The 22,657-nt window shown below is 63.9% G+C and carries 19 protein-coding genes and 1 tRNA gene; 2 read left to right on the forward strand and 18 right to left on the reverse strand.

Going from position 1 to position 22,657, the window contains the following annotated elements:
- The first annotated feature begins 15 nt into the window (after positions 1-15).
- Entirely contained in the window at positions 16-978 is a 963-nt protein-coding gene (locus BR00_RS06695) for a hypothetical protein (protein ID WP_496476815.1), read from the forward strand.
- Here the strand turns inward: BR00_RS06695 and BR00_RS06700 are convergent.
- From BR00_RS06700 to BR00_RS06785, 18 genes are all read right to left on the reverse strand, one after another.
- Complete coding sequence (locus tag BR00_RS06700; protein WP_496476816.1) at positions 975-1,718, reverse strand: UPF0280 family protein; 744 nt, start codon at positions 1,716-1,718, stop codon at positions 975-977. The two genes, BR00_RS06695 and BR00_RS06700, sit on opposite strands and share 4 nt — an antisense overlap.
- The gene (locus BR00_RS06705; protein ID WP_496476817.1) at positions 1,715-4,411 is read right to left on the reverse strand and encodes a putative bifunctional diguanylate cyclase/phosphodiesterase; all 2,697 of its coding nucleotides are present in this window, start codon (positions 4,409-4,411) and stop codon (positions 1,715-1,717) included. The genes BR00_RS06700 and BR00_RS06705 overlap by 4 nt, the downstream gene beginning before the upstream one ends.
- Positions 4,411-5,490 (reverse strand): FIST signal transduction protein, encoded by a 1,080-nt coding sequence (locus BR00_RS06710; RefSeq protein WP_496476818.1) that lies wholly within the window; start codon positions 5,488-5,490, stop codon positions 4,411-4,413. Before BR00_RS06710 ends, BR00_RS06705 begins: the two co-directional genes overlap by 1 nt.
- Positions 5,490-6,572, reverse strand: a complete 1,083-nt coding sequence (locus BR00_RS06715; protein ID WP_496476819.1) for an HD-GYP domain-containing protein — start codon at positions 6,570-6,572, stop codon at positions 5,490-5,492. The genes BR00_RS06710 and BR00_RS06715 overlap by 1 nt, the downstream gene beginning before the upstream one ends.
- Positions 6,554-9,430: an ATP-binding protein gene (locus BR00_RS06720; protein ID WP_496476820.1), complete on the reverse strand. Its 2,877-nt coding sequence runs from the start codon at positions 9,428-9,430 to the stop codon at positions 6,554-6,556. Before BR00_RS06720 ends, BR00_RS06715 begins: the two co-directional genes overlap by 19 nt.
- 2 nt (positions 9,431-9,432) lie before the next feature.
- Positions 9,433-9,783 (reverse strand): type IV pilin protein, encoded by a 351-nt coding sequence (locus BR00_RS06725; RefSeq protein WP_496476821.1) that lies wholly within the window; start codon positions 9,781-9,783, stop codon positions 9,433-9,435.
- Positions 9,784-9,871: 88 nt separating this feature from the next.
- Entirely contained in the window at positions 9,872-10,735 is an 864-nt protein-coding gene (locus tag BR00_RS06730) for a DMT family transporter (protein ID WP_496476822.1), read from the reverse strand.
- Between the two features lie 84 nt (positions 10,736-10,819).
- On the reverse strand, positions 10,820-12,994 hold the full coding sequence (gene pnp, locus BR00_RS06735; protein WP_496476823.1) for a polyribonucleotide nucleotidyltransferase: 2,175 nt from the start codon (positions 12,992-12,994) through the stop codon (positions 10,820-10,822).
- 139 nt (positions 12,995-13,133) lie between these two features.
- Positions 13,134-13,403: a 30S ribosomal protein S15 gene (rpsO, locus tag BR00_RS06740; protein WP_496476937.1), complete on the reverse strand. Its 270-nt coding sequence runs from the start codon at positions 13,401-13,403 to the stop codon at positions 13,134-13,136.
- Positions 13,404-13,450: 47 nt separating this feature from the next.
- Positions 13,451-14,347, reverse strand: coding sequence for a tRNA pseudouridine(55) synthase TruB (gene truB / locus BR00_RS06745; RefSeq protein WP_496476824.1), 897 nt, complete (start codon positions 14,345-14,347; stop codon positions 13,451-13,453).
- Positions 14,326-15,312, reverse strand: coding sequence for a DHH family phosphoesterase (locus BR00_RS06750; protein ID WP_496476825.1), 987 nt, complete (start codon positions 15,310-15,312; stop codon positions 14,326-14,328). Before BR00_RS06750 ends, truB begins: the two co-directional genes overlap by 22 nt.
- The gene (gene rbfA / locus BR00_RS06755) at positions 15,284-15,628 is read right to left on the reverse strand and encodes a 30S ribosome-binding factor RbfA (RefSeq protein ID WP_496476826.1); all 345 of its coding nucleotides are present in this window, start codon (positions 15,626-15,628) and stop codon (positions 15,284-15,286) included. Before rbfA ends, BR00_RS06750 begins: the two co-directional genes overlap by 29 nt.
- A 1-nt stretch (position 15,629) precedes the next feature.
- Complete coding sequence (locus BR00_RS06760; protein WP_496476827.1) at positions 15,630-15,917, reverse strand: DUF503 domain-containing protein; 288 nt, start codon at positions 15,915-15,917, stop codon at positions 15,630-15,632.
- 3 nt (positions 15,918-15,920) lie between these two features.
- On the reverse strand, positions 15,921-18,605 hold the full coding sequence (infB, locus tag BR00_RS06765) for a translation initiation factor IF-2 (RefSeq protein WP_496476828.1): 2,685 nt from the start codon (positions 18,603-18,605) through the stop codon (positions 15,921-15,923).
- Complete coding sequence (locus tag BR00_RS06770; protein WP_496476829.1) at positions 18,602-18,937, reverse strand: YlxR family protein; 336 nt, start codon at positions 18,935-18,937, stop codon at positions 18,602-18,604. The genes infB and BR00_RS06770 overlap by 4 nt, the downstream gene beginning before the upstream one ends.
- The gene (gene nusA, locus BR00_RS06775) at positions 18,834-20,114 is read right to left on the reverse strand and encodes a transcription termination factor NusA (RefSeq protein ID WP_496476830.1); all 1,281 of its coding nucleotides are present in this window, start codon (positions 20,112-20,114) and stop codon (positions 18,834-18,836) included. The genes BR00_RS06770 and nusA overlap by 104 nt, the downstream gene beginning before the upstream one ends.
- Positions 20,111-20,608 (reverse strand): ribosome maturation factor RimP, encoded by a 498-nt coding sequence (gene rimP / locus BR00_RS06780; RefSeq protein WP_496476831.1) that lies wholly within the window; start codon positions 20,606-20,608, stop codon positions 20,111-20,113. Before rimP ends, nusA begins: the two co-directional genes overlap by 4 nt.
- Positions 20,609-20,695: 87 nt before the next feature.
- Positions 20,696-20,771: transfer RNA gene (locus BR00_RS06785), tRNA-Gly, on the reverse strand.
- 820 nt (positions 20,772-21,591) lie between these two features.
- Here BR00_RS06785 and BR00_RS06790 point away from each other — a divergent pair.
- Entirely contained in the window at positions 21,592-22,653 is a 1,062-nt protein-coding gene (locus BR00_RS06790; protein ID WP_496476832.1) for an extracellular solute-binding protein, read from the forward strand.
- Positions 22,654-22,657 lie beyond the last annotated feature (4 nt).

Raw genomic sequence — 22,657 nt, forward strand, 5'->3', positions numbered from 1 at the left:
GGTCGCTCTCAGGTGATGGATGTTTCCTCGTGGGATGCGGCCCTGCGCACCGTGGCTTGGCCGAGTGTCAAACTGGTGGCGGCGGTGGCGGTTGGGGTCTTGGTGGGCAATCTCATCGAGGCCTCGCCGTGGTCGCGCTGGCTTGCCCGCATGGCCCGGCCTGTGGCCCGGATGGGGCGGTTTTGCGATGTCTCTGCGGCCAGCTTTGCCGTGGCCTTCGTCTCCGGCTACACGGCCAATACCATGCTCGCCTCGGCCTACGAGGAAGGCCGCATCAGTCGGCGTGAGCTCATCTTGTCCAATCTGTTCAATAGTTTGCCTACGTATTTTCTCCATCTGCCAAGCATGGTCTTTATGACCGTGCCGCTCATTGGTCGTGCCGCGGTAGTGTATCTGTCCATCACCGTGGGGGCGGCGCTGCTGCGCACATGCGGCGTTTTGGGCGTGGCGCGGCTGCTTTTGGGTGGTCTTGGCCGGTGCTGTCTGGAGGAGACGGCGTTGCCGCCTGCGCCGCAGGATCTCGCCGGCGTGCTGCGCGCGGCATGGAAGCGCTTTCGGCGGCGCATCGGCAAGATCGTGGCCATCACTGTCCCGGTGTACCTGGCCTTTCAGGGGCTGCATGCCTCGGGCGCCTTTCATTGGCTGGAGTCCCGGATTGTGGAATACCTCGGCAGCGCCTTGATCCCTCCCCAAGCCATGAGCGTCGTGCTGTTCCAGCTGGCCGCGGAGTTTTCCGCGGGCATGGCCGCTGCCGGCGCCCTCCTCGACGCCGCGGCCCTGCCCGAGCGTCAAGTGGTGCTCGCCCTGGTGGTGGGCAACATCGTCTCTTCGCCCATGCGCGCCTTTCGGCATCAGTTCCCGTACTATGCGGGGATTTTTGCGCCGCGCCTGGCGCTGGAGCTCATTACCGCCAGTCAGGCCTTTCGGGTGCTTAGCCTCGTGCTCTGCGGCGGCATCTATGCCTGGCTGACGGCCTAGTGCTGTGGGGTGTCCACGGCGACGAGCTCTAGATTCCCCCACGCGCCGAGCATCTCTCCGCAGCGCACCAGGACCCCGTCAATACCGATCTGCTCCCACGCTTGCGCCAGGGCGAGGGCTCGTTCCACGTGGCGGGGGCTGTGCACCCGGTTGGCCAGGGCCGTGGCCGCGGCATCGGCCAGGGCGGCGTCGGCGGCGCGCACCACCACCAAGTCCGCGTCTCCAAAGCTCAGGGAATGGCCGATACGCGCTGATGAAGCACACAGAGCGCAGGGGAAGTCGTGGGGCGCGAGCCGCAAGCCGAGACGCATCCCGGCGGCAGGATCGTCGAGGATGCCCACCACCCGCTCGGTGCGGGAGATGAGGTAGTTGTCGCCGCCGTTTTCCACGAGCACTTCAGGGCTTTCCCGGTGCAGGGCCTCGGCCACGGCCTGGGCGATGGCTCCGGCCACGGCGGCCATGGGCCCCACGCCCGTGGCTTCGGCGGCGTGGTACATGCGCCTGACGATGGCTGGGGCGCGTTGGGGGCAGGGCAGCGGGGTGAGGGCGGAATAGAACTCCGGGTGGAGCTCCGCCCAAGCTTGGATCTGGCCGCGTAGGCGGCGGACTTCGGTGGCCGCCATGGCCGAGAGGTCCTGGTGGGCGGCGATCCAGAGGTCCGACTCTTCGATGACCACTTGGAAGGTGGTGAGGTCGGGGGTACGGGCGCGGTAATTGCGGATCCAGAAATTTGATTTCATGCAAGAGCTTGGGGAATGCGTTCCAGAAGAAAGCGTAGGGTGGTTTGGGCATCCATGGGCCGACCGAAGTAGTAGCCTTGCGCCAGGGGACACCCCAATTGGTGGAGGGCGTCCAGTTGCGCTCGCGTTTCCACGCCTTCGGCCACGGTGGTGAGGCGCAGCACTTGGCCCAGCCCCAAGATGACCCGCACGATTTCCAGATTGGAAGGATTTTCCAGCATGGAGTTCACGAAGGAGCGGTCGATCTTCAGGGTGTCCACCGGCAGGCGGCGCAGGTAGGACAAGGAAGAATATCCGGTGCCGAAGTCGTCCATGCATACGCCGACACCTTCCTGGCGCAGGCGGTGGAGCTTGTGGCTTGCCTGCTCGATGTGTCGCATGATGGCCGTCTCGGTGATTTCGAGCTTGAGGCAGGACGGCGGCATGTGGGCCTCGCGCAGGCTGGTGAGCACCGTGGTCACGAGATTGGGGTGGGCGAGATCCTGGGCCGAGAGGTTGAGAGACAGGAAGAGGGTCGCCAGTTGCGGATGCTGCTTGCGCCAGGAAGCAAAGATGCGGCAGCTGTTTTTGAGCATCCATTGGGTCAGTTGGGTGATGAGGTTGGCCTTTTCCGCCAGGGGGACGAAGGTGGCGGGTGAGACTGGCCCCAACCGGGGATGCTGCCAGCGCACCAGTCCTTCGAGGCCGACCACCCGTCCGTCAGCGACCTGGACAATGGGCTGGAAGTGGATGGAGAGCCCATCGCTTTCAATGGCGTGGCGCAGGTCGCCTTCCATGTGAATATTCTGCATCACTTGGGCGTACATGCGCCGGGTAAAGACCTTGAATCGGTTTTTGCCCGCGTTTTTCGCATGGTACATGGCGATATCCGCATCGCGCAGGACTTCGTCGGCCGAGGTGTAGCCGTCGGTATTGAGGACGACACCGATGGAGGTGGCGGGCTGGTAGGCATGCCCTTCCAGATCCACAGACTGGTTCATGGAGCGGAGGATGCGTCGGATGACCGGCACGGCATCCCGGGGAGACGAGATGTCCGCAAGCAGGATGGCGAATTCGTCGCCGCCCAGGCGTGCCACGGTATCGCCGGTGCGCACCGCTTGGGCGAGAACCCGGGCGATGTGTTCCAACAAGGTATCTCCCGCGGCGTGGCCGAGCGTGTCATTGACGCGCTTGAAGTCGTCGAGATCGAGCATCATGGCCGCGAAGCGTCGTTTGCGGCGGGCGAGGGCTTGGCTGAGGCGGTCGAGGAATAAGGTGCGATTGGGCAGGCCCGTGAGCTGGTCATGCAGGGCCTGGTAGGCCAGTTCTTCTTCGTAGCGTTTGCGCTGGGAGATGTCTTGGTAGAGGAAGAAGGCCCCGGCCACCCGGCCGGCCACGAGATAGGGGTAGCCCAAAATGGCCACGTCGATGCTGTGCCCCATACGGTGACGACGGGAGGTTTCCACGTGCACATTGGCCCCTGCCAAAACCCGCTGCACGAGGGAGGCGTGCTGCGCTTGACTGGCCTCGTCCACAAGCACGTCAAAGGCGTTGGGGATGTCCTGGGCCTTGAGACCGAAGAGATGGGAAAACGCGGCGTTGGCGGACTGCGGTCGGCCTTTGGGATCCACCACGAGGATGCCGAGCGGCGCATTGTCGAAGAGCTGCTGAAACTTGTCCTGGGTGGCGGCCAATTGTTCCTGGAGCTGTGCGTGCGCTGCGGCCAGGGCCAATTGGTCCGCCACTTGGTCCAGGAGCCCGCCAGCAGCCAGCAGCCGGCCTGCTTGGGACAGGCACAGGGCCACTGCGCCGGAGAATTGTGCCGTCGCCGGCAGGGGGGCGGCCATGACCCAGCCGTCGGCAAGCAGCGCTGCGTCCGTGCTGCGGCCGAGAAACTCCGCCTGGTCCATGGCAGCCTTTGCCCGCTGGGCGAATCCGCTGTGGGCGCCCTGGCAGAAGAAGCGTTCGCCTTCGTTTTGGGGGCGCAGACGCAGCGCCACGTCGGTGACCGGAAGAAGCCGGGAGAGCACTGCGGCCGCAGCTTGCGGCAGGGCGTCCATGCTGGAGAGGTTCGTGGTGTTCCGTGCGAGCTCATAGAGGATCCGGGCGCGCACGACGTCGCGCTTATGGCTCGTGATATCGCGGACGGTTTCGATGGCCCCGGCCACCTGGCCTGAGGAGTCCCGCAAGACGATGGCGTGCGCCCACACGAAGGCGCCGGATCCTTGGCGCAGGGCAGGGGCGAAGGCTTCGGTGGTGAGCGCGTCCTCGTCTTCGTGGAGTTCCGGGTACTGGCGGCGTTCGGGCAGGCTGGGGTCCAGGAGCACGTCCACGAGCATGGGACGTGCATAGCCATAGAAGGGGACAGCGTAGCACCGTCCTGCCTTGCCGAGGATCTCCACCGCCGGCACCCGGGTGATGGCCTCCATGGCCCGGTTCCAGGCCTGCACCCGGCCTTCGTGATCGATGACCATGGTGGGGTCGGGGAGAAATTCGATGATACGGGTGAGTCGCTTTTGCGCTTCGCCGAGGCGGCTGCTCTGTTCGGCCAGCTCCTGAGTGGCCAGACGCAATGCCTGGGCCTGGAGGGCGATCTCTTCTTCCAAGTGGGAGTAGGCGGTGCTGACAGCCTCGGTGAGGGGGGCAAGTTTGGGGTCCAGGGCGTCTGGTGAGAGGCCGAGGTCGCGGAATTGGCGGATGAGGAGGCGGTGCATCAGCGTGGGCGTAGGGCCGTGAGGCAGATGGTTTGATTGCGGAAGGAGCAGGGCGCGGCGGCGATCTCTCCGTAGGAATACCAGCCTGCCATGGGGATGCCCAGCGTGGCGGCTACTTCGGCGGGCTCGTCCTCGGCCAGGGGACCGAGGACGTGGCGCCGCGCCACACAGCTCACCATGAGGGCCGCAGCGGAGCCTTGCGGAATTTGCGCTGCCGCGGTGCGCGCTGCGTTCAGGACGTCCACCATGGAGGCATGCATAAGTTGTACTGTGCTGCCTTCGGGGATGGCGGTGGTGAAGAGGAGGCCATGGCGTTGATGATCTACGGCGATAAGACTGCGCAGGACAGGGGCTTCGCCCGGTGCGGATACCAGCAGGGGAAAATGGTGTCCGCTGGCAGGCAGGTCTGCCGCATGGGGGCCGAGGTAGCGGGCGTAGAGGGTGAGCGCCGGCTCGTCGTCCAACTCAAGGATGAGTCTTCCTTCGGCTGCGGTGACCGTGCGTGGCGGCCCCATGGCATGCCAGCCGCACCCGGTGGCGGAGACTGCCTCTAGTTGTGGCGGCAGGGCCATGGCCACCAGGCCGTCGGTGAGGATTTCCGTGTCATGGAGCAGGACGGTGCGCTGAAAGCGCTCGCCATCTGCAGCCATGCCGCCGGTGATGATGGCGTGGGGGAGCGCCTCGGAGAGGGCGCGGGTGAGGCGTTCGCCGTCGAGGTGGAGTCCTTCGGCCATGATGATGATCGGGCCGGTGGGGGCCGGGCCCAGGGTGTCGGCCAGATCTCGGGCCAGGGTCCATTCCGAAGCCAGCCCTCGAGCTCGGATGCGGAGCGCGCGGGCTTTTTCAGGTAAAAACCAGAAGGCCGCCAGGATCCCTTGGCTGTGCAGGCGGCCTGCCTCGACGATGCCTGCGGTGGAGCATCCTTGGATCGGGACGCCAGGGTAGCGCCGCCGCAGGGCGGCTGCGGCATCTTGGACGGCGGCGTCCGACATCTCGGCCCACCAGAGCAGGATGCCGGAAGGGATGTCGTGGGGCAAGTCGCGCCAATCTGCGGAAGGGGTATGGCGAGTGCGGAGCATCAGTCTTGCCAGCGGGCGCGGATGGCGCGGATTTCCTCGATGTGCTGGAAAAAGGCGTCGACGACGGCCGGATCGAAGTGGGTGCCTCGACCTTCGGCGATGATGGCCAGACAGCGGTCTTCGGGAAAAGCGGGCTTGTAGGGCCGCTCGCTGGAGAGGGCGTCGTAGACGTCCACCAAGGCCACGATACGGGCCTCCATGGGGATTTGTTCGCCCTTGAGGCCCAAGGGGTAGCCGGTGCCGTCCCAGCGTTCGTGGTGCAGCAGAGCGAGAATGCGCGCCAGGTGCAAGAGCTCGTTGTCGTCGGGGTCGGTCTCGTCGAAGTGCAGGCAACGCTTCCGAGCTTCGTCGCGGCTTTTCAAGCTGGAGAGGATCTCACAGCCGTAGAGGCAGTGGCGCTGCATGATGGCCCATTCTTCGGGGTCGAGTTTGCCGGGTTTGAGGAGGACGGCGTCCGGGATGCCGATCTTGCCGATATCGTGCAGTGGGGCGCAGTCGCGCAGCATCAGGCAGCGCTCCTCGGAAAGCCCCATGGCCCGACCGAGGACCGCGCTGATTTCGCCCACGCGCATGACGTGGTTGCCGGTTTCGTTGTCCTTGTATTCCGCAGCGCGGCTGAGTCGCTGCATGATTTGGCGCCGGGTGCGTTCCAGCTCGTGGGTGCGCTGGGCCACGAGTTCTTCCAGGTGCTCTTGATGGCGGCGGTTCTCCCGCAGGAGCGCGGCCCGCTCCATGACCTTGTCCAAGGTGTAGAGCAGCAGGTCGAAGTTCCGGATGGGCTTGGTGATGTAGTCCCAAGCGCCAAGCCGTACCGCCCGCAGGGCTTCTTCCACCACCCCGACTCCGGAGATGACCACAGTAGGCATTTCGGGGTGGTTTTGGCGTGCGGCCTCGATCACGGCATATCCATCCACCACGGGCATATTGAGGTCCACCAACGCCACGTCCACCGGTGTGGCGGCGAGGATCTCCAAGGCCAGTTGGCCGTTTTCCGCTTCCAGCACCTGGTGGTCCAAATCTTCCAAGTAGGCGCGCACGGAACGGCGCAAGGCGGGTTCGTCGTCTACGACGAGGACGCGCATGCAACCTCCTTTGACGGTGTGGGCTCGGGGGTGGGGAGTTCGAGGAAGAATACCGCACCGTGGCCGGGTTCGGATTCGGCCCAGAGCCGGCCGCTGTGGTTTTGGGCAATGAAATAGGATACGGCCAAACCGAGTCCCGTGCCGTGGCCCGGGGGTTTGGTGGTGAAAAACGGCTCGAAGATGTGCGGCAGGACTTCCGCAGGGATGCCGGGGCCGTTGTCGGCGATGCGGATGCGCACCATCCCTTGGTGGTGGCGGGTGGTGATGCGGATGCGTGGGCCTTCGGCTGGCGGGGCCTCGTGCAGGGCGTGGGCTGCGTTGCGCAGCAGGTTGAGAAAGATCTGCTCGATCTCCGTTTGCGCGACGAACACCGGGGGCAGTGTCGGGGCATAGTCGCGCTCGATGGTGATCCGCCGGAAGTCGTAGTGCTTTTTGAGATCGTAGTCCTTGCTGGCCAGGGAAATGGCGGTCTCCAGCATGTCGTGCACAGCGCATATGGTCCGACGGGACTCACTTTTGCGCCCGAAATCGAGCATGGTGCGGACGATGCCTGCCGCTCGGCCGCCAGCGTCGCGGATGTCGGCCAGAAAATTCGGGATTCCTCGGGCCGTGACATAGCGGTGCACGTCCTCCAGCGTCACGCCGAGCTCTTCGGCCACCTGCCGGTTCTTGGGAAAATCCGGGCGCAGCCGCAGCTCGGCGTTTTGGGCGTTCTGCAGAATGATCCCCAGAGGATTGTTGATCTCATGGGCAATGCCCGCGGCAATGCCGCCCAAAGAGAGCATTTTTTCCGTTTGCACCAGAAGTTCCTGAATGCGGTGGTGTTCGGTCATGTCGCGCAGGGCAAGCAGCATATGCGTTTCGCCGTGGAGCACAAGAGGGCGGGCGGTGATGGCAAGCGGCATGGGGGTGGCGTCGGCGCGCATGCCTTGGGCGTCGCGGCGGACGGTTTCGCCTTTTTCAAAGACTGCAGCGTAGAGGGATGCGCGCAGCTCCGGGGCAAGCAGGGGGACGGCCTCCAGCGATGGAGGCAGGGGGGCCTCATGGGCCACCATCTGGGCGAAGGCCGCGTTGGCGTGGAGAATGTTCTTTTGTCCATCCACCAAGGCGAGTGCTTCGGGGGAAAGGTGGAAGACGGCGGTAAAGAGGCGCAGCGCGTCTTCGCGCTCTTGGTGGGTGAGGCGCTGTGCCGTGACGTCGCGAAAAAAGATGCCCGCCAGATCCGTGCCCACGGGAAAGACGATCAGGGTGTAGAAACGCTCGTGGTTCAGGCGGTTGATGTAGGGAAAATCCTCTTCGATGTGTGGGATGTTCTGGTCGAGGACCATGTGGAGGATTTGGGGAAGTCGGGTGCTCCCCAGGCGCGGAAAGACGTCGAGAAGGGAACGGCCGACCATGGTGTGGATGTCCGCTCCCATGGTTTCGATGGTAGCGGGATTGGCGTCTTCGATGAGGAAATCTCCGCCCTTTGTGCGGCGGAAGAGGCCGAAGGCCAAGGGCACGTGTTCCAGGACGGCCTGGAGACGCAATTTGCTGCGCATGAGCTGCTGTCGGGTTTCTTCCTGGTCGTGGATATCCAGGTGGACGCCCACCACGCGGGTGGGCGTGCCGGCGGCGTCACGCGTGAGGGCTTGGGCGAAGCTCAAGATCCAGCGCCAGGAACCGTCGGCCGTGCGCATGCGGAAGCGGGCGGTAAAGCGGGACTGCTGGGGATCTTCGAGAAAGCGGACGAAGTTGGCCTCTGCTTGGGGGAGATCATCGGGGTGGACGAGCTTTCTCCACAGGCCATAGCCTCCGGCCGCATCTTCCGGAGGCGTGTAGCCGAGCATGCGGTACCAGTTTTCGGAATGGAATTCGGCCCCGGAGCGGGTGTCGTGCTCCCAGATTCCGGCCCCGGTGGCCTCCAGGGCGATTTCCAGGCGTCGCAGCGCGGACTGCTTCTGGGTGTGGGCGGATTCCAGCTCCCGCATGCGGGCGCGCAGCCGCCGGGTCAGCAAGAAGGCGGCGGCCGCGAGGGTGCCCAGCAGTGCCGCGCCCACCGCCGCAGCGAGGACGAGGGCGCGGCGTACGGCAGGGTCCATGGGCTGTTCGGCAGGAAGCCAGCGCTGCCGCAGCGTCTCCCATTCCTCCGGGGAAATGGATGCCAGCGTCTTGTCGAGGATGCTTGCCAGCAGCGGTGCGTCTCGGCGGGTGGCGAGGCCGAGGTTTTCCGTGTCTTTCAAAAGCTGCGTCACCCGCAGGGTGGTCATGCCGAGGCGGTGGAGAATGGAGGCCGCCACCACGGTGTTGTGGATGGCGGCGTCGGCCTCTCCAAAGGCCACTTGCATGAGCGCCTCGGCGATGGTGTCCACTTCGGTGAAGCGGGCATGGTCGGGGTAGTCGTGGCGGATTTTTTCCGACGCGGCATAGTTGCGGATCAAGACGATGGTGCGGCCCCGTAAGGATTCCATGTCGGACCAGGGGCTTTCCTTGCGCACGACGATTCCTAGGGGCAGGAAGAGATAGGGCTTGGTGAAGAGGAGAAATTGCGTGCGCTCCGGGGTGTAGGCGACGCTGGTGACGATGTCTGCCTCACCCTGACGCATCCATTCCAGGGCCTGGGTCCAGGTGGCCGGGGCCACGAAGCGCAGGTGCACCCCGATGCGCTGCTCCACAAGCTCCATGAGACCACGGGTGAACCCCTGCAATTCTCCGTTTTCCAGATATTCGAAGGGCGGATAATCGCGGTCGAAGATCACGGTGAGGGTGGGGTGCTGCAGTAGATAGGCCTGCTCTTCGGCGGTCAAGGAAAGCTTTTGCCCCCAGCACAGAGCAGGGGCAAGCAGGCCCAGAAGGACGAGGAGGGTGATGAAACGCATGACTATTGAGGGGCACAGACCGCCACATTGGCGGCGATGGAGCAGTTGATGGTCACACCGTCGTAGTCGTGCAGGCATGGCACCGAGAGGGTGGTGGTGCCGTTGGCGACATAGATGGAGACGGTGCAGTTCAGGAGGTTTCCGCTCATGTTGGAGCAGGTGTAGTTTTGGATGCCATCGATGGCCTCTTGGCTGGCCGCCAGCATCATGCAGGAGCGCAGGTCGCTTTGCGCCCGGGCGAGCGCCCCTTGAATGCGGTATTTGACCAGTTGCGGGATGGCAATGGCTGCGAGGATGCCCACGATGGCGACCGCCACAAGAAGTTCCACCAGCGTAAATCCTGCCTGACGCATACGGCCTCCTTGGTTTGTATCCCTATGCCACAAGGCGGGGTGCAAGGCCAGCAGTTTTCGGCGGACGGCGGTTTGCCTGTCAGGAAGATCATGGCCGTAGTTGCGCGGTGATGGTGCCAAGAAGCATGAGACTGCAGCCGAGCATAGCCCGAAGGGACATGGTTTCTCCCAAAATAGCCCAGCCGCCCAGGGCGGCGAACACTGCCTCCAGGCTCAGGATGATGGCTGCCGGTGCCGGTCTCGCGTGGCGCTGGGCGATGACCTGCAGGGTGTAGGCGACCCCCACGGATCCGAGGCCGCCGTAGAGGATAGGGACGATGCCCTGGCGGATCCCGCCCAGGGCGACGGTTTCGGTGGCGAGGGCCCCCGCCAAGCTGATGAGGCCGCAGGTGAGAAATTGGATGATGGAAAGGGCGACGGCTTCTCCAGCGCGAAGCCCCGTGCTGAACCTGCCGATGGCCAGTACGTGTACGGCCCAGAACACGGCGGAGAAAAGGACGAAGACATCACCGCGGTTCATGGAGAAACCTTCGGTAACGGAAAGCAGATACATGCCGGTGAGGGCCAAGCATGCCCCGGTCCAGGTGCCGAGCCCGGCGCGCTGGCCAAAAGGATAGCCCAGAACCGGCACCAACAGGACGTAGAGGCCGGTGATGAACCCTGCGTTGCCGGCGGTGGTCCAGCAGATGCCCAGTTGCTGGAGCCAGGCGCCGAGAAAGAGCACCACGCCGAGGACCATGCCGCGGCGAAGCATCCACAGAGCGGGCAGTGTCCGCTCTCCGAGACCCCAGGCCAAGGGGATGAGGGTGAGTCCGCCTAAAAGGAAGCGGATGCCGTTGAAAGTGAGCGGGCCCATGAAGTCCATGCCCATCCGTTGGGCAGTGAAGGCAAGGCCCCAGATGAGGGCGGTGAGACCGAGCAGAAGATTGGCGGTGGTTTCCTGACGACGCATGCGAACTCTCGTGGACGGAAAAACGGGGCGAGAGATCTCGCCCCGCTGTTGAGGGGATGGATGGGGGTCGCGCAAAAGGCGCGGCTAGCGCCGCCCGCCGCCGCGAGGCCGGCCGCCGCGGGGGGCGTGGCGTTCCACCGGGTCCGGAGTCTCTCCGGCGGCTTCTTGCAGGATGGCCTTGCGGCTGAGTTTGATGCGGCCCGAAGGTTCGATGTCGATGACCCGCACGCGGATGGCGTCGCCTTCGCGCACCACGTCCGTGACCGTTTGGACCCGGGCGCGGTCCAACTGAGAGATATGGCACAGGCCCTCCAGGCCGGGCAAAATCTCTACAAAGGCGCCGAAGTCCATGACCTTTTTGACGATGCCGTCGTAGTCGCGGCCCAGTTCCGCCTTCTGATCGTAGAAGAGCACCATTTCTCGGGCCTTGGCCAAGGTTGCTTGGTCCGGGGCGAAGATGCTCACCTTGCCGCAGTCGTCGATGTCGATGTCCGCCTGGGTGGCCTCGCAGATGGCCTTGATGTTCTTGCCGCCCGGGCCGATGAGCTCGCGGATCTTGTCCGGAGAGATGTGGACCGTATCCGTCTGGGGCGCAAAGCGGGAGAGCTCTCCCCGGGGGGCGGGCAGGACGTTGGCCATGGCGTCGAGGATGAAGATCCGCGCCTCGCGCGCCTGGGCCAAGGCCTTACGCATGACCTCCGCCGGGATGCCGGCGATCTTGATGTCCATCTGGATGGCGGTGACGCCGTCGCGGCTGCCGGCCACCTTGAAGTCCATGTCGCCGAGGTGGTCTTCGTCCCCGAGGATATCGGTGAGCACCAGATAGCGGTCGCCTTCCTTGATGAGTCCCATGGCGATGCCCGCCACCGGGGTGGTAATGGGCACGCCTGCATCCATGAGGGCGAGACAGCCGCCGCACACCGAGGCCATGGACGAGGAGCCGTTGGACTCCATGATGTCCGACACCAGGCGGATAGTGAAGGGAAAGGACTGCGGATCCGGCAGGATGGGCGTGAGTGCGCGCTCCGAGAGGGCGCCGTGCCCCACTTCGCGGCGGGAGGGGGCGCGCAGCGGCCGGGCCTCGCCCACGCAGTAAGGCGGGAAATTGTAGTGCATGAGGAAACGCTTGGCCACGTCGCCGCCCAGGGTTTCCAGCCGTTGCTCATCCCGGGAGCTTCCCAGGGTGCAGGTGCACAGCGCCTTGGTCTCGCCGCGGGCGAAGATGGCGGAGCCGTGGGTGCGGGGCAGGACGCCCACCTCCATGGTCAGGGGCCGTACGGTGGTCAGGTCCCGGCCGTCGATGCGGCGGCCTTCTTCGAGGATGCGGCGGCGCACCAATTCCTTCTCCAGGGCTTCCAAAACTTCGCCAACCCGCGCCAGTCGCTCCGGCGCTTCGGCAAAGCGTTCCCGCAGGGCGGCGAGGACCGCTTCTTTGACCGCGGCCTTGGCCTCCTTGCGGGCGAGCTTGGTCGGCACGCGCAGGGCCTCGTCCAGGGGGGCGACGGCCACTTCCCGTACTGCGGCCTCCAGCTCGGCGTCGTGGACCGGTTCCGGAACCACAAACTTGGCCCGGCCGCGCTCCTCGCGCAGGGACTCCTGGGCATCGAGAAAGGGGGCAAGCTGGCTGTGTCCCCAGGCGATAGCCTCGGCGAGCACGTCTTCGGGGATGAACTGCGCCCCGCCCTCCACCATGACCACGGCGTCCCGCGTGCCGGCCAGCACCAGGTTGAGAGGACTCGATTCCATCTCCTTGGTGGTGGGGTTGAGGATGAAGGCGCCGTCTTTTTGGCCGATGCGCACCGCAGCCATGGGGCCGGCAAAGGGAATGTCCGAGATGTGCAGCGCCGCCGAGGCCCCCAGCATGGCAAGGATGTCCGCCGGGTGTTCGCGATCCGACGAGATGACCGTGGCGATGACCTGAATCTCGTGATTGATGGTTTTGGGGAAAAGCGGCCGGATGGGGCGGTCCACCAGGCGGGAGATGAGGGTCTCGTGATCGCTGGGACGGCCGATCTCCCGGCGGAAATAGCTGCCCGGGATGCGGCCTGCAGCGTAGAGCATTTCCTGGTAGTTGCAGGTGAGCGGCAGGAAGTCCACGGTGCGGTCCATGGCCTGGTGGGTGGCGGTGACGAGCACGATGGTGTCGCCCCAGCGCACGGTGACTGCGCCGCTGGCCTGCAGGGCCAGGCGGCCGTGTTCGATGGTGATGGCTCCATCTGCCCACGAAATGGTGCGGGTGGTCGTGGAAAATCCAGACATGGGTATACTCCTCAAGGGGTTGGCCCTCCCCTTGCGGGTTTGGTGATGCGTGCAGAAAACGAACTTCGCTTCCTGGACAGCAACACGAAACCCTGGGGCGGGAGGGCAAAGGGCGGGGGAAGCCCCCGCCCGTGGTGGTTTACTTACGCAGGCCGAGCTTGGCGATGATGTCGCGGTAGCGCTGCACATCCTTGGAGCGCAGGTAGGAGAGCAGTTGCTTGCGCTGGCCGACCAGCTTCAAGAGGCCCACCCGGGAGTGATGGTCTTTGGGGTGGCTCTTGAAATGTTCGGTGAGGTACTCGATGCGCGCCGAAAGCAGGGCGATCTGGACCTCAGGGCTGCCGGTATCGGTTTCCGACTTTCCGAATTCCTTGACAATTTCCGCTTTTCGTTCCGGTGTCAGGACCACAGCGATCTCCTTATATTGGGTTAGGGTGATGGACCATGGAACCGGGCCTACCATAGGCCGCGAAGCACGCGCCATACCACTGTCTTCCCGTGGATCTTGGCTTGCATGAGGGCCAGGGCCGCGCCGCTGGAGTCCAGCATGAGGGCCTTGTCCCCCGGGGCCGCGGTGACGCCGGGAAACATTCCGGCAGGCAGCATTTGCCCTTGGCGCACCATGGATGCTTGCGCCTCGGTGGCGATGAGGCGCGGCCAATGGGGCAATGCCTCGGCCAACGGGATGACCAGGCGGCCGAGGTCATCCCCTGCAGCGAGGATTTCCTCCAAGCTCAAGGCCTGATCCAGGGTGAAGGGATGGCATGCCTCGCGTTCCAGTTCCTCGAGCACGGCGCCGCACCCAAGCCGCATCCCCAGGCTGTGGGCCAGGGACCGAACATAGGTGCCGGTAGAGCACGTGACTCGAAATTCCACCCGCGGCAGGTCCACGCGCAGGACCTGGGCGGAAAAAACGGTAATGGGTTTCGTCTTGGCTGGCGGGGTAATGCCTTGGCGTACCAAGAGGTATCCTGGCTTGCCGCCGTGTTTGGCCGCGGATACGGGCGGCACCTCCTGCTCGGTGAGTTCGGTCCAGGAGAGGATGAGGCGGCGCACGCTATCGGGTTCGATGTGTTGCCACGGCGCCTCGGACGTCACCGAGCCCTCGCGGTCGTAGGTATCGGTGGTCAGACCAAGGCGCAAGACCCCGCGGTAGACCTTGGTGCCGGTGTTGAGGTGTTCGGCGAGCTTCGTCCCATGGCCGAGGAGCACCACCAGGACGCCGGTGGCCATGGGATCGAGAGTGCCCGCATGGCCGATTTTGCGTTGTCCCAGGCGCTTGATGCGGTTGGTGACCTGGGCCGACGTGAGCCCTGGGGGTTTGGCTACGATCAGGATACCGTGCTGCTGCATGCCTCCTCCAATTCCGCGGTGATTGCGGGGATGAGGGTGCCGATGGCCTCCTCCATGTCCGTGGTGATGAGATTGCCGCCGGCAGCGTTGCGATGGCCGCCGCCGCCAAAGCGTGTGGCCACGGTTTGCACGTTGATCTCGCCCTTGGAGCGCAGGGAAAATTTGATCCGGTCCCGTTCTTCCCGCAGACTCACGGACACCAGGACGCCGCGGATGGCGAGCCCTTCGTTGACGAGTCCTTCGGTGTCTTCCGGCCCGGTGCCGGTGCGGGAAAAAAGCTCTTGGGTGAACTGGAAGAGGCAGATACGGCCGTCGGCGAAGAGCTGGGCCTTTTGCATCACTTCCCCGCGCATCTGGACTTGCGCCAAGGAGCCGGTGGAGTGTTTGCGCTCGTAGAACGGACCGGGTTTGAGGCCTTGACGCAGGATTTCCGCAGCCATTTCCAGCGTTTGGGGGCGGGTATTGTTGTAGCAAAAATCCCCGGTGTCGGCGGTCAGCGCCAAATACAGGGCCTCGCCCAAGGGGCCGGCAAAGGGGATGCCAAAGACCCGGGCGAGCATGCCCACCATCTCGCCGGTGGCGGCCATGCGCTGGTCCACCCAATTATAGGTGCCGAAGTGGGAATTGCCCAGATGGTGGTCCAGGTTGATGATGGGCAGAGTGGTGATCCAGGGTTGGATGGCCTCTCCCGGACGGCGGACGTCGCCGCAGTCGAGGATGATGATGACCTCCGGCTTGCGGTCCGGCAAGGCGGAGACAATGGCCTCGCCACCACGCACCCAGTCGAAGCGCCGTGGCAACCCGGATTCGTTGTAGATGACGACCTCTTTGTGCAATGCCCGCAAGATGCCGGCCATGGCGAGCATGGAGCCGATGGCGTCCCCGTCGGGGTTCACGTGGGAAGTGACGAGGAAACGGTGGTACTGCCGGATGGCGTCAGCGATGGGGTGCAGCGGGGGGATCATACACCATTTCCTCCAGGAAGGCATCCCAGGTGAAGCGCAGGTCAGGGACCGCGCGCAGCCGCAACTCCTGGCCGAGGCGCAGGCGCAAGAAGCCTTTGGCCCGGTAGAGCCCTTGGGTCGTGCGGGTCTCCACCTCGCGGCCTTCCACGTGGGTGAAGAGCACTTCCGCGATGCTGAAGTCCCGGTTGAGGCGCACGCCGGTGACCGTCACCAAGCGCACGGCAGGATCTTCCACCTCTTCCACGAGGATGCGGGCAAGAACCTGCATGATTTGATCGGCCATCTGCATGGCCCGACGGCTTGTGGCGCGGTGCATATCAGTCTCCAAAAATTTCGATGTCTGCGGCGATGAGCTCTTCGCTGGTGGCCGCTTCGACCATGGCCACGGCCTTGTGGAGCAGCCCTTGGGCGTGGCCGGCGTCACCGCTGACGGTGACGACTCCGAGCACCAAGGCACCATGGTTGTCCTGGGACTCTGTCTCCGCCACAGCGACATTGAACTTGTTGCGCAGCTTCTGTTTGAGGCTGGCGGCAATGCGGCGCTTCTCCTTGAGGGAGAAGACGCCGTGCAGCCGGAATTCCAAACGCAGCGCCCCAATGTACATGGCCTATTCGATGGCGCGGGCCTCTTCCACGTGCTCGAAAGCCTCGATGACATCGCCCACTTTGATGTCGTTGAAGTTCTCCAGGCCGATGCCGCATTCGTAGCCTTTGGTCACCTCCCGGGCGTCTTCCTTGAACCGTTTGAGGGAGGCGATACGGCCCGTGTACACCACCACGCCGTCGCGCAGCAAGCGGGCGCCGGCGTTGCGTTTCATCTTGCCGTCGCTCACCATGCAACCGGCAACCATGCCCACCTTGGGGACGGAGAAGGTCTGCTGCACGTCGGCCTGACCCAGGTAGACCTCTTTGATCTCCGGCGAGAGCATGCCGGACATGGCTGCTTTGATGTCGTCCACCAGCTTGTAGATGATGTCGTAGAAGCGGATGTCCACCTGTTCCTGCTCGGCGATCTCCTTGATTTTGGCCGTGGGACGCACATTGAAGCCGATGACGATGGCATTGGACGCCGAGGCCAAGAGGATGTCGGACTCGGAAATGGCGCCGGTGCCGGCGTGGACGATGCCGATCTTGATTTCGTCGGTGGAGAGCTTGCGCAGGGCTTCGGCAATGGCTTCTTGGGAACCCTGGACGTCGGCCTTGAGCACGATGTTGAGGCTTTGAGTCTCACCGCCAGCCTTGGCCGCCAAAAAGCTCTCCAGGGTGACCTTGGATTCTTTGGCCAGCTCACGCTCGCGCTGCTTCATGCGCCGTTCTTCGGCGATGCGGCGGGCGACTTTCTCGTCCTGCACCACCACGAACTCGTCACCCGCCTCGGGCACGCCTTCCAGGCCTTGGAGTTCCGCCGGCATGGATGGCCCGGCCACCTTGATGGCGCGGCCTTGGTCGTTGAACATGGCCCGCACCTTGCCGCTGAAAAGTCCGCATACAAAGGCGTCGCCTTGGCGGATTTGGCCTTCCTTGACCAGGATGGTGGCCACCGGGCCACGGCCTTTGTCCAGGCGCGCCTCGATCACGTGACCGCGCCCGGGCTTGTCCGGGTTGGCCTTGAGCTCCAGGACTTCGGCCTGCAGCAGGATGAGCTCCAGGAGCTCGTCCAGGCCGATACGCTTTTTGGCCGATACCGGGGCGAAAATGGTATCTCCGCCCCAGTCTTCCGCCAAAAGTCCCAGGTCGGCGAGCTCGCGTTTGACCCGGTCAGGATCCGCACCGGGTTTGTCGATCTTGTTGACCGCTACCACGATGGGCACGCCGGCGGCCCGGGCATGGTTGATGGCCTCACGGGTCTGCTCCATGACGCCGTCGTCCGCGGCCACCACGAGCACCACGATGTCCGTGACCTGCGCGCCGCGGGCGCGCATGGTGGTGAACGCCTCATGACCCGGGGTGTCCAGGAATACCACTTCGCCACGGGGGGTACGCACATGGTAGGCGCCGATGTGCTGGGTGATGCCGCCGGCCTCTCCCGAGGCCACGTTGGTCTGACGGATGGCGTCCAGAAGCGACGTCTTGCCATGGTCCACGTGCCCCATGATGGTCACCACAGGCGGCCGCGGCTTGAGGGATTCTGGGGCGTCGGCTTCTTGAGGGATAAGAAAGGATTCCTCGGAGAAGCCCACCTTTTCCACGTCGTAGTGGAATTCCGCCGCCACCAGTGCTGCGGTCTCGAAATCCAGGGATTGGTTGATGGTGGCCAGCACGCCCATGCCAAAGAGGGTCTTGATGAGCTCTTGGGCCTTGATACCCATTTGATGGGCGAGGTCGCTCAAACGGATGCTTTCCTCGATGCGGATCTTGCGTTTGGCTGCCTTGATGGGCTGGGAGACCGGACGGCGTTCCGATTGCCGTCTGGCTTCCGCCCGCTGCGCCTTTTTGCTCTTGGAGAGGATGGCGGCTTCCTGCTTGTCGTAAATATCGCGTGCCTCCACGGTGCGGCGGCCTTTTTTCTTCTTCCCGCGGCTATCACGGCTGGGGGCGTCGCTGGGCGGGGCCACTGGCGCAGGGGCTGGACGAGGCTCGGGCCGGGGTGAGGCCTGGGGAAATTCCACCACCTTGGGCCGGGAGATGACTTTGACGGCCACCGTGGGGGCTGCGGGCTTGCGGCTGCGGTCTTTGGAGCGCTTGCGACTGTCTTTGGGAGAAGCGTCTTCCCGCTCCTCGGGCTGCGGTGCTTCCGCAGGGCGGCCGTCGGCCGATGCTTCGGGCGCGGCAACCATGGCGTCTTCCGGCGTGTCTTGGACCGGGACAGATGCCTCGGGCGTGGCTTCTTCCTGGGGAAGAGTGGCTTCCGGCGCGGCAGGTGCCGTTTCCGACGCAGGCTGCGGCTCCGGCTGTACCTCTGGCTGGGGTGTTTCGATGATTCGAGCTCGGGGCGCCTCGGGACGGCGGGCCTTACGGACGGATTTTTGCGGCGTGGTCTCCGAGTCTTCGGACGCTTGCGGGGCCTCTTTGGCGGCCGGAGCGCTCGCTTCCCCTTCGCGGTCGTCTTTTGGTGCGCTGCTGCGCGTCGTACGCCGGCGGCGGCGTACGACCACTTCCCCTGCCACGCGGGTCTCCACCGGGGCGTTTTGGGATGCTTCGTAGCGTTTGCGTACGGCCTCCACCTGTTCTTCCGTGAGGCCGCTCATTTGGGTTTTGGCCTCAATGCCCAGCTCATGGACAATGCGCATGATCTCCCGACCTTGTGCGCCGAGCTCGGCCACCAAATCCCGAATCCGCATTTTCGTGCTCATGCCCTCTCTCCCTTACATTTCATGCGCCAGCCGCGGTACGAGGCCACACGCTCCTGACATTTCGCGTTGCCGCAGACGTAAAAACCGCGGCCTGGCTGCCGGCCGCTTGGGTCCGGCACCAATGCGGCGCCCCCTGGCGGCGGGCAGAGATATCTCTGCATACAATCTTTCTCAAACCGCTGCCGGCAGATGACACAGGTACGAACCGGGCGGTGTTTCTGGGGAAAATCATTCCTGGAGGGTGCTTCCACTCTCGGCCTCATCGTCGCGGGGCTGGACCTTGGGCGAAAGGAGGTTGATGGCGGTGCGCAAAATCCCCACCGTGTCTTCATCCACCCCGCGGATGCGCATCAAATCTTCATTGTCGGCCGCAGCCAGGGCTTCCAAGGAGTCGAATCCCGCGTCCAGGATGTCGGCCAGGGACACTTGTGCCGCGTTTGCCACCTGCTCCAATTGCTGGCGGTTTTTGTACATCTGGTTGAAGCGGGTGAGCGAATGGATGTCGATCTTCCAGCCGAGGAGCTTGGCCGCCAGCTTTACGTTTTGGCCTTTTTTGCCAATGGCGGGCGTCAGCTGGTCATCGGGGACGACCACCTCGAGGGTTTTTTCCTCATCGTCCACGATGATTTTGGCGATGCGCGCCGGAGACAGGGCATTGGCCGCGTAGGTGGCGATGTCCGGGCTCCAGAGGACGATGTCGATGCGCTCGCCGCGCAGTTCCTGCACGATGTTGTGGATGCGCGAGCCCCGTACGCCCACGCAGGCTCCCACGGGATCCACGTTGGAATCCTGGGACAATACCGCCACCTTGGCCCGCAGTCCCGGATCCCGGGCGACACTCATGATGTTCACCGTGCCGTCGGCCACCTCGGGCACTTCGCGGCGGAACAAGGCCACCATGTAGTCCGGATGGGAGCGGGAAATAATGATCTGCGGGCCGCGGCCTTCCTTGCGCACGTCGATGATGAGGCCTTCCACCCGGTCCCCCTGGCGGAAGTGCTCGCGGGGGATTTGCTGCTCCTTGGGCAGCAGGGCCTCGGTGCGCCCCAGGTTGACGATCCAGCCGGCGCGGTCGCGGCGCTGGATGATGCCGCTGACGATCTCGTTTTTCCGGTTTTTGTATTCCTCGTAGATGATTTCCTGTTCGGCGTCGCGCATGCGCTGGATGAGCACCTGCTTGGCGCTTTGCGCGGCAATGCGGCCGAGATCCTCCACGTGGAGACGAAAACCCATTTCGTCGTCCAACTCCACGTTGGGGTCGTGCTGGCGCGCCTCTTCCAAGGAGATTTCGTTGTCCGGGTCGTGGACTTTGTCCACCACGATCTTGAATTGGAAGACTTCGATGTCCCCGGTTTCGTCGTTGAAGGTGACTTCGATATCGAGGCCATCCCCATATTTTTTGATGACCGATGCCCGGATGGCTTCTTCCAAGGTATCGATGAGGAGATCCCGGTCGATCCCTTTGTCTTTGCTGATTTGGTCGATGACTTTCTTCAGTTCGAGATTCATGCGGTAGTCTCCGTGGAAAAGGAGGGCGAGAGATCGTACACCAGCTGGACCTTGGCGCAGGCCGGCCAGGGCAGGCGGAAGACATGGCCGTTTTCCGCCAGGACAAGGGTATCATCCTCCAGCGCTTGGAGAACTCCCTGGAAATTTTTGCGACCGTCCATGGCTTCGCGCAGACGCACCCGGATGGTGGCCCCCACATAGGAAGCGAGCTGCTCGGGGTGAAAAAAGAGCCGATCAAGGCCCGGAGAAGACACTTCCAAGGTATAGGCCCCGGGAATGGGGTCTTCCACGTCCAGGGCGAGGCCCAGGTGTCTGCTTACGGCTTCGCAATGTTCGATGGTCGCCCCGCCTGGGGCGTCCACGTACACGCGAACGAGAAGGCGTCGTGAGCCGCCGCCGAATTCGATCCCCCACAGGGAGACCCCGTGGGCGAGGCAGGCGGTTTCGGCCAAAGAGGTGATATGGGCGCGTAGGGCGGTGGTGTCCATGGTCATGGGGTGGTCGAGAAAAAAAGAAGGTGGACCGAAACCGGGCCCACCCTCATCGGTTCTCCGCGCAGTCGCGGACGGATACATGAGGTGTGGAGCGGGTGACGAGAATCGAACTCGCGACACCAAGCTTGGGAAGCTTGTACTCTACCAATTGAGCTACACCCGCTCGGAAGCGGAAGCTTCTTTGCCTCAAAGAGTCCGCAGCCGTCAAGATGTTTCCTGCCGCTGTTGCCGGACAATGATATTGTCACCCCTGAATTGGCCAATAAAAATGGCATCCCGGGAAGACACGGGGTGACCTATCCTTGCCGGCGAAGGAAGCGCGGCGGTTTGTGGAGATCGAGCGGAGGCCCTCTGAAGCGCTTCCGGCCCGAGAGGCGGGCGAGCGTCTGGGCGCGTGAGGTTCCTGGGCCACAGGGCGATTTTTGTGGTGGAGAAGCGCCAGGGCGAGCGCGATGTCGGGCGTAGCGGCCCTCTTCGGGAATATGAGCCCTCAAAGGGAAATCGCTGGGGACAGCGACCACGAGACAAGGGACCATCACGCCCGCCGCCGCTATTTCCTCGCGCGGGGTATTTCCGCCCAGAGCCCGCTGCGCGGGCGGCGCGTAGCGGCCCGGAGACAACCTTGAGGTGTTGGGAGAGGAGTTGTCCTTGGTGGAGACGGTCTCACGCAGGGCGCCGGTGGCGCCGTCCCCACTCGTCCACAAAGGGCGGTATTTTTAGTGGTTGCCTCTACCCGGGCTGGAGAGTCGCGTTGCCGACGTCGCATTGCAACAAGATCGTCAAGAAAGCACCGTAGAGCTTGCGTGTATTGGGGCGGTTGGGGTATCCCTCCAATGGGGCGGTTGCATGAGCACGCGTGAGGCAAGGTCCTGATACAGGACACGAGCGCGCGACCCGCCGTGAAATCCGTTTCCAATTTTTCGTTCGAGTGGTATTGATTTGGCTGGATTGTCGGTTTGATTTTTTAACGATGGAGTTTGATCATGAAAAAGAAGTTGGTTTTCGCACTGCTGGCACTGTTCTGCCTGGCGGGCGTCGCCCAGGCGCAGGAAACCCTGAAACTGCTGACCTGGAAAGGCTACGCCCCCCAGAACCTGGTCGACAAGTTCGAGAAGGAGACCGGTATCAAGGTGGAAGTCACCTACTCCAACAACGAAGAGATGATCGCCAAGCTGCGCGCCACCCGCGGGGCGGGCTTCGATCTGGCCCAGCCCAGCCAGGACCGCATCGCCTCGGTGCAGGAGCAGTTCGGCATCTATCAGCCCATCGACTATACCAAGATTCAGTCCGACCTGTTCATCCCTTCCATGCTCGAAGCCGTGAAGAAGAACACCCAGGTGGGCGGCAAGTCCTATGCCGTGCCGTTCTGCTGGGGAACCTCGGGGCTGGTGGTCAACACCGCCCAGGCGGGGGGCGCCACGTCCTGGAAGGCGCTCATCAATCCGCAGTACAAGGGCCGCATTAGTTATCGTCTCAAGAGGCCCGTGCTCATCGGGTTGGGATTCGCCCTGGGCTATGACCCCTTTGCCCTGTACGGCGATGAGAAGGCCTACGGCGAGATGCTGGACAAGATTGAAGCCGAGCTGATCAAGGCCAAGCCTCTGGTCAAGAACTACTGGGCCAACGGCGACCAATTGTTGGAATCCGTTCGTTCGGGCGAGGTGACCGTGGCCGAGGGATGGGACAACGGCGGCTGGAAGCTGCATGAGGAAAACAAGGATATCGACTTCGTGGCCCCGAGCGAAGGCGCCTTGGGCTGGATCGACACCTTCGCCATCCCGGCCAAGGCCAAGAACGTCGACGCCGCCTACAAGTGGATCAACTTCATGCTCCGGCCCGAAAACAGTGGCGCCTTCACCTCCGCCGAAAAGATCCCCACGGCCTCCAAGGGTGCCGGCCCCTTCATCGACCCGGCCTTCCAGGCCAACTTTGACCGTTCCTTTCCCCAGGCGGTCATCGACAATATCAAGTGGTACCCGCCCGTTCCCGCCAAGCTCGAAGCCATGGAAGGCAAGGTGCTGGACAGGATCAAGGCCGCCAACTAACCGT

Source organism: Thermodesulfomicrobium thermophilum DSM 16697 (assembly GCF_059568695.1).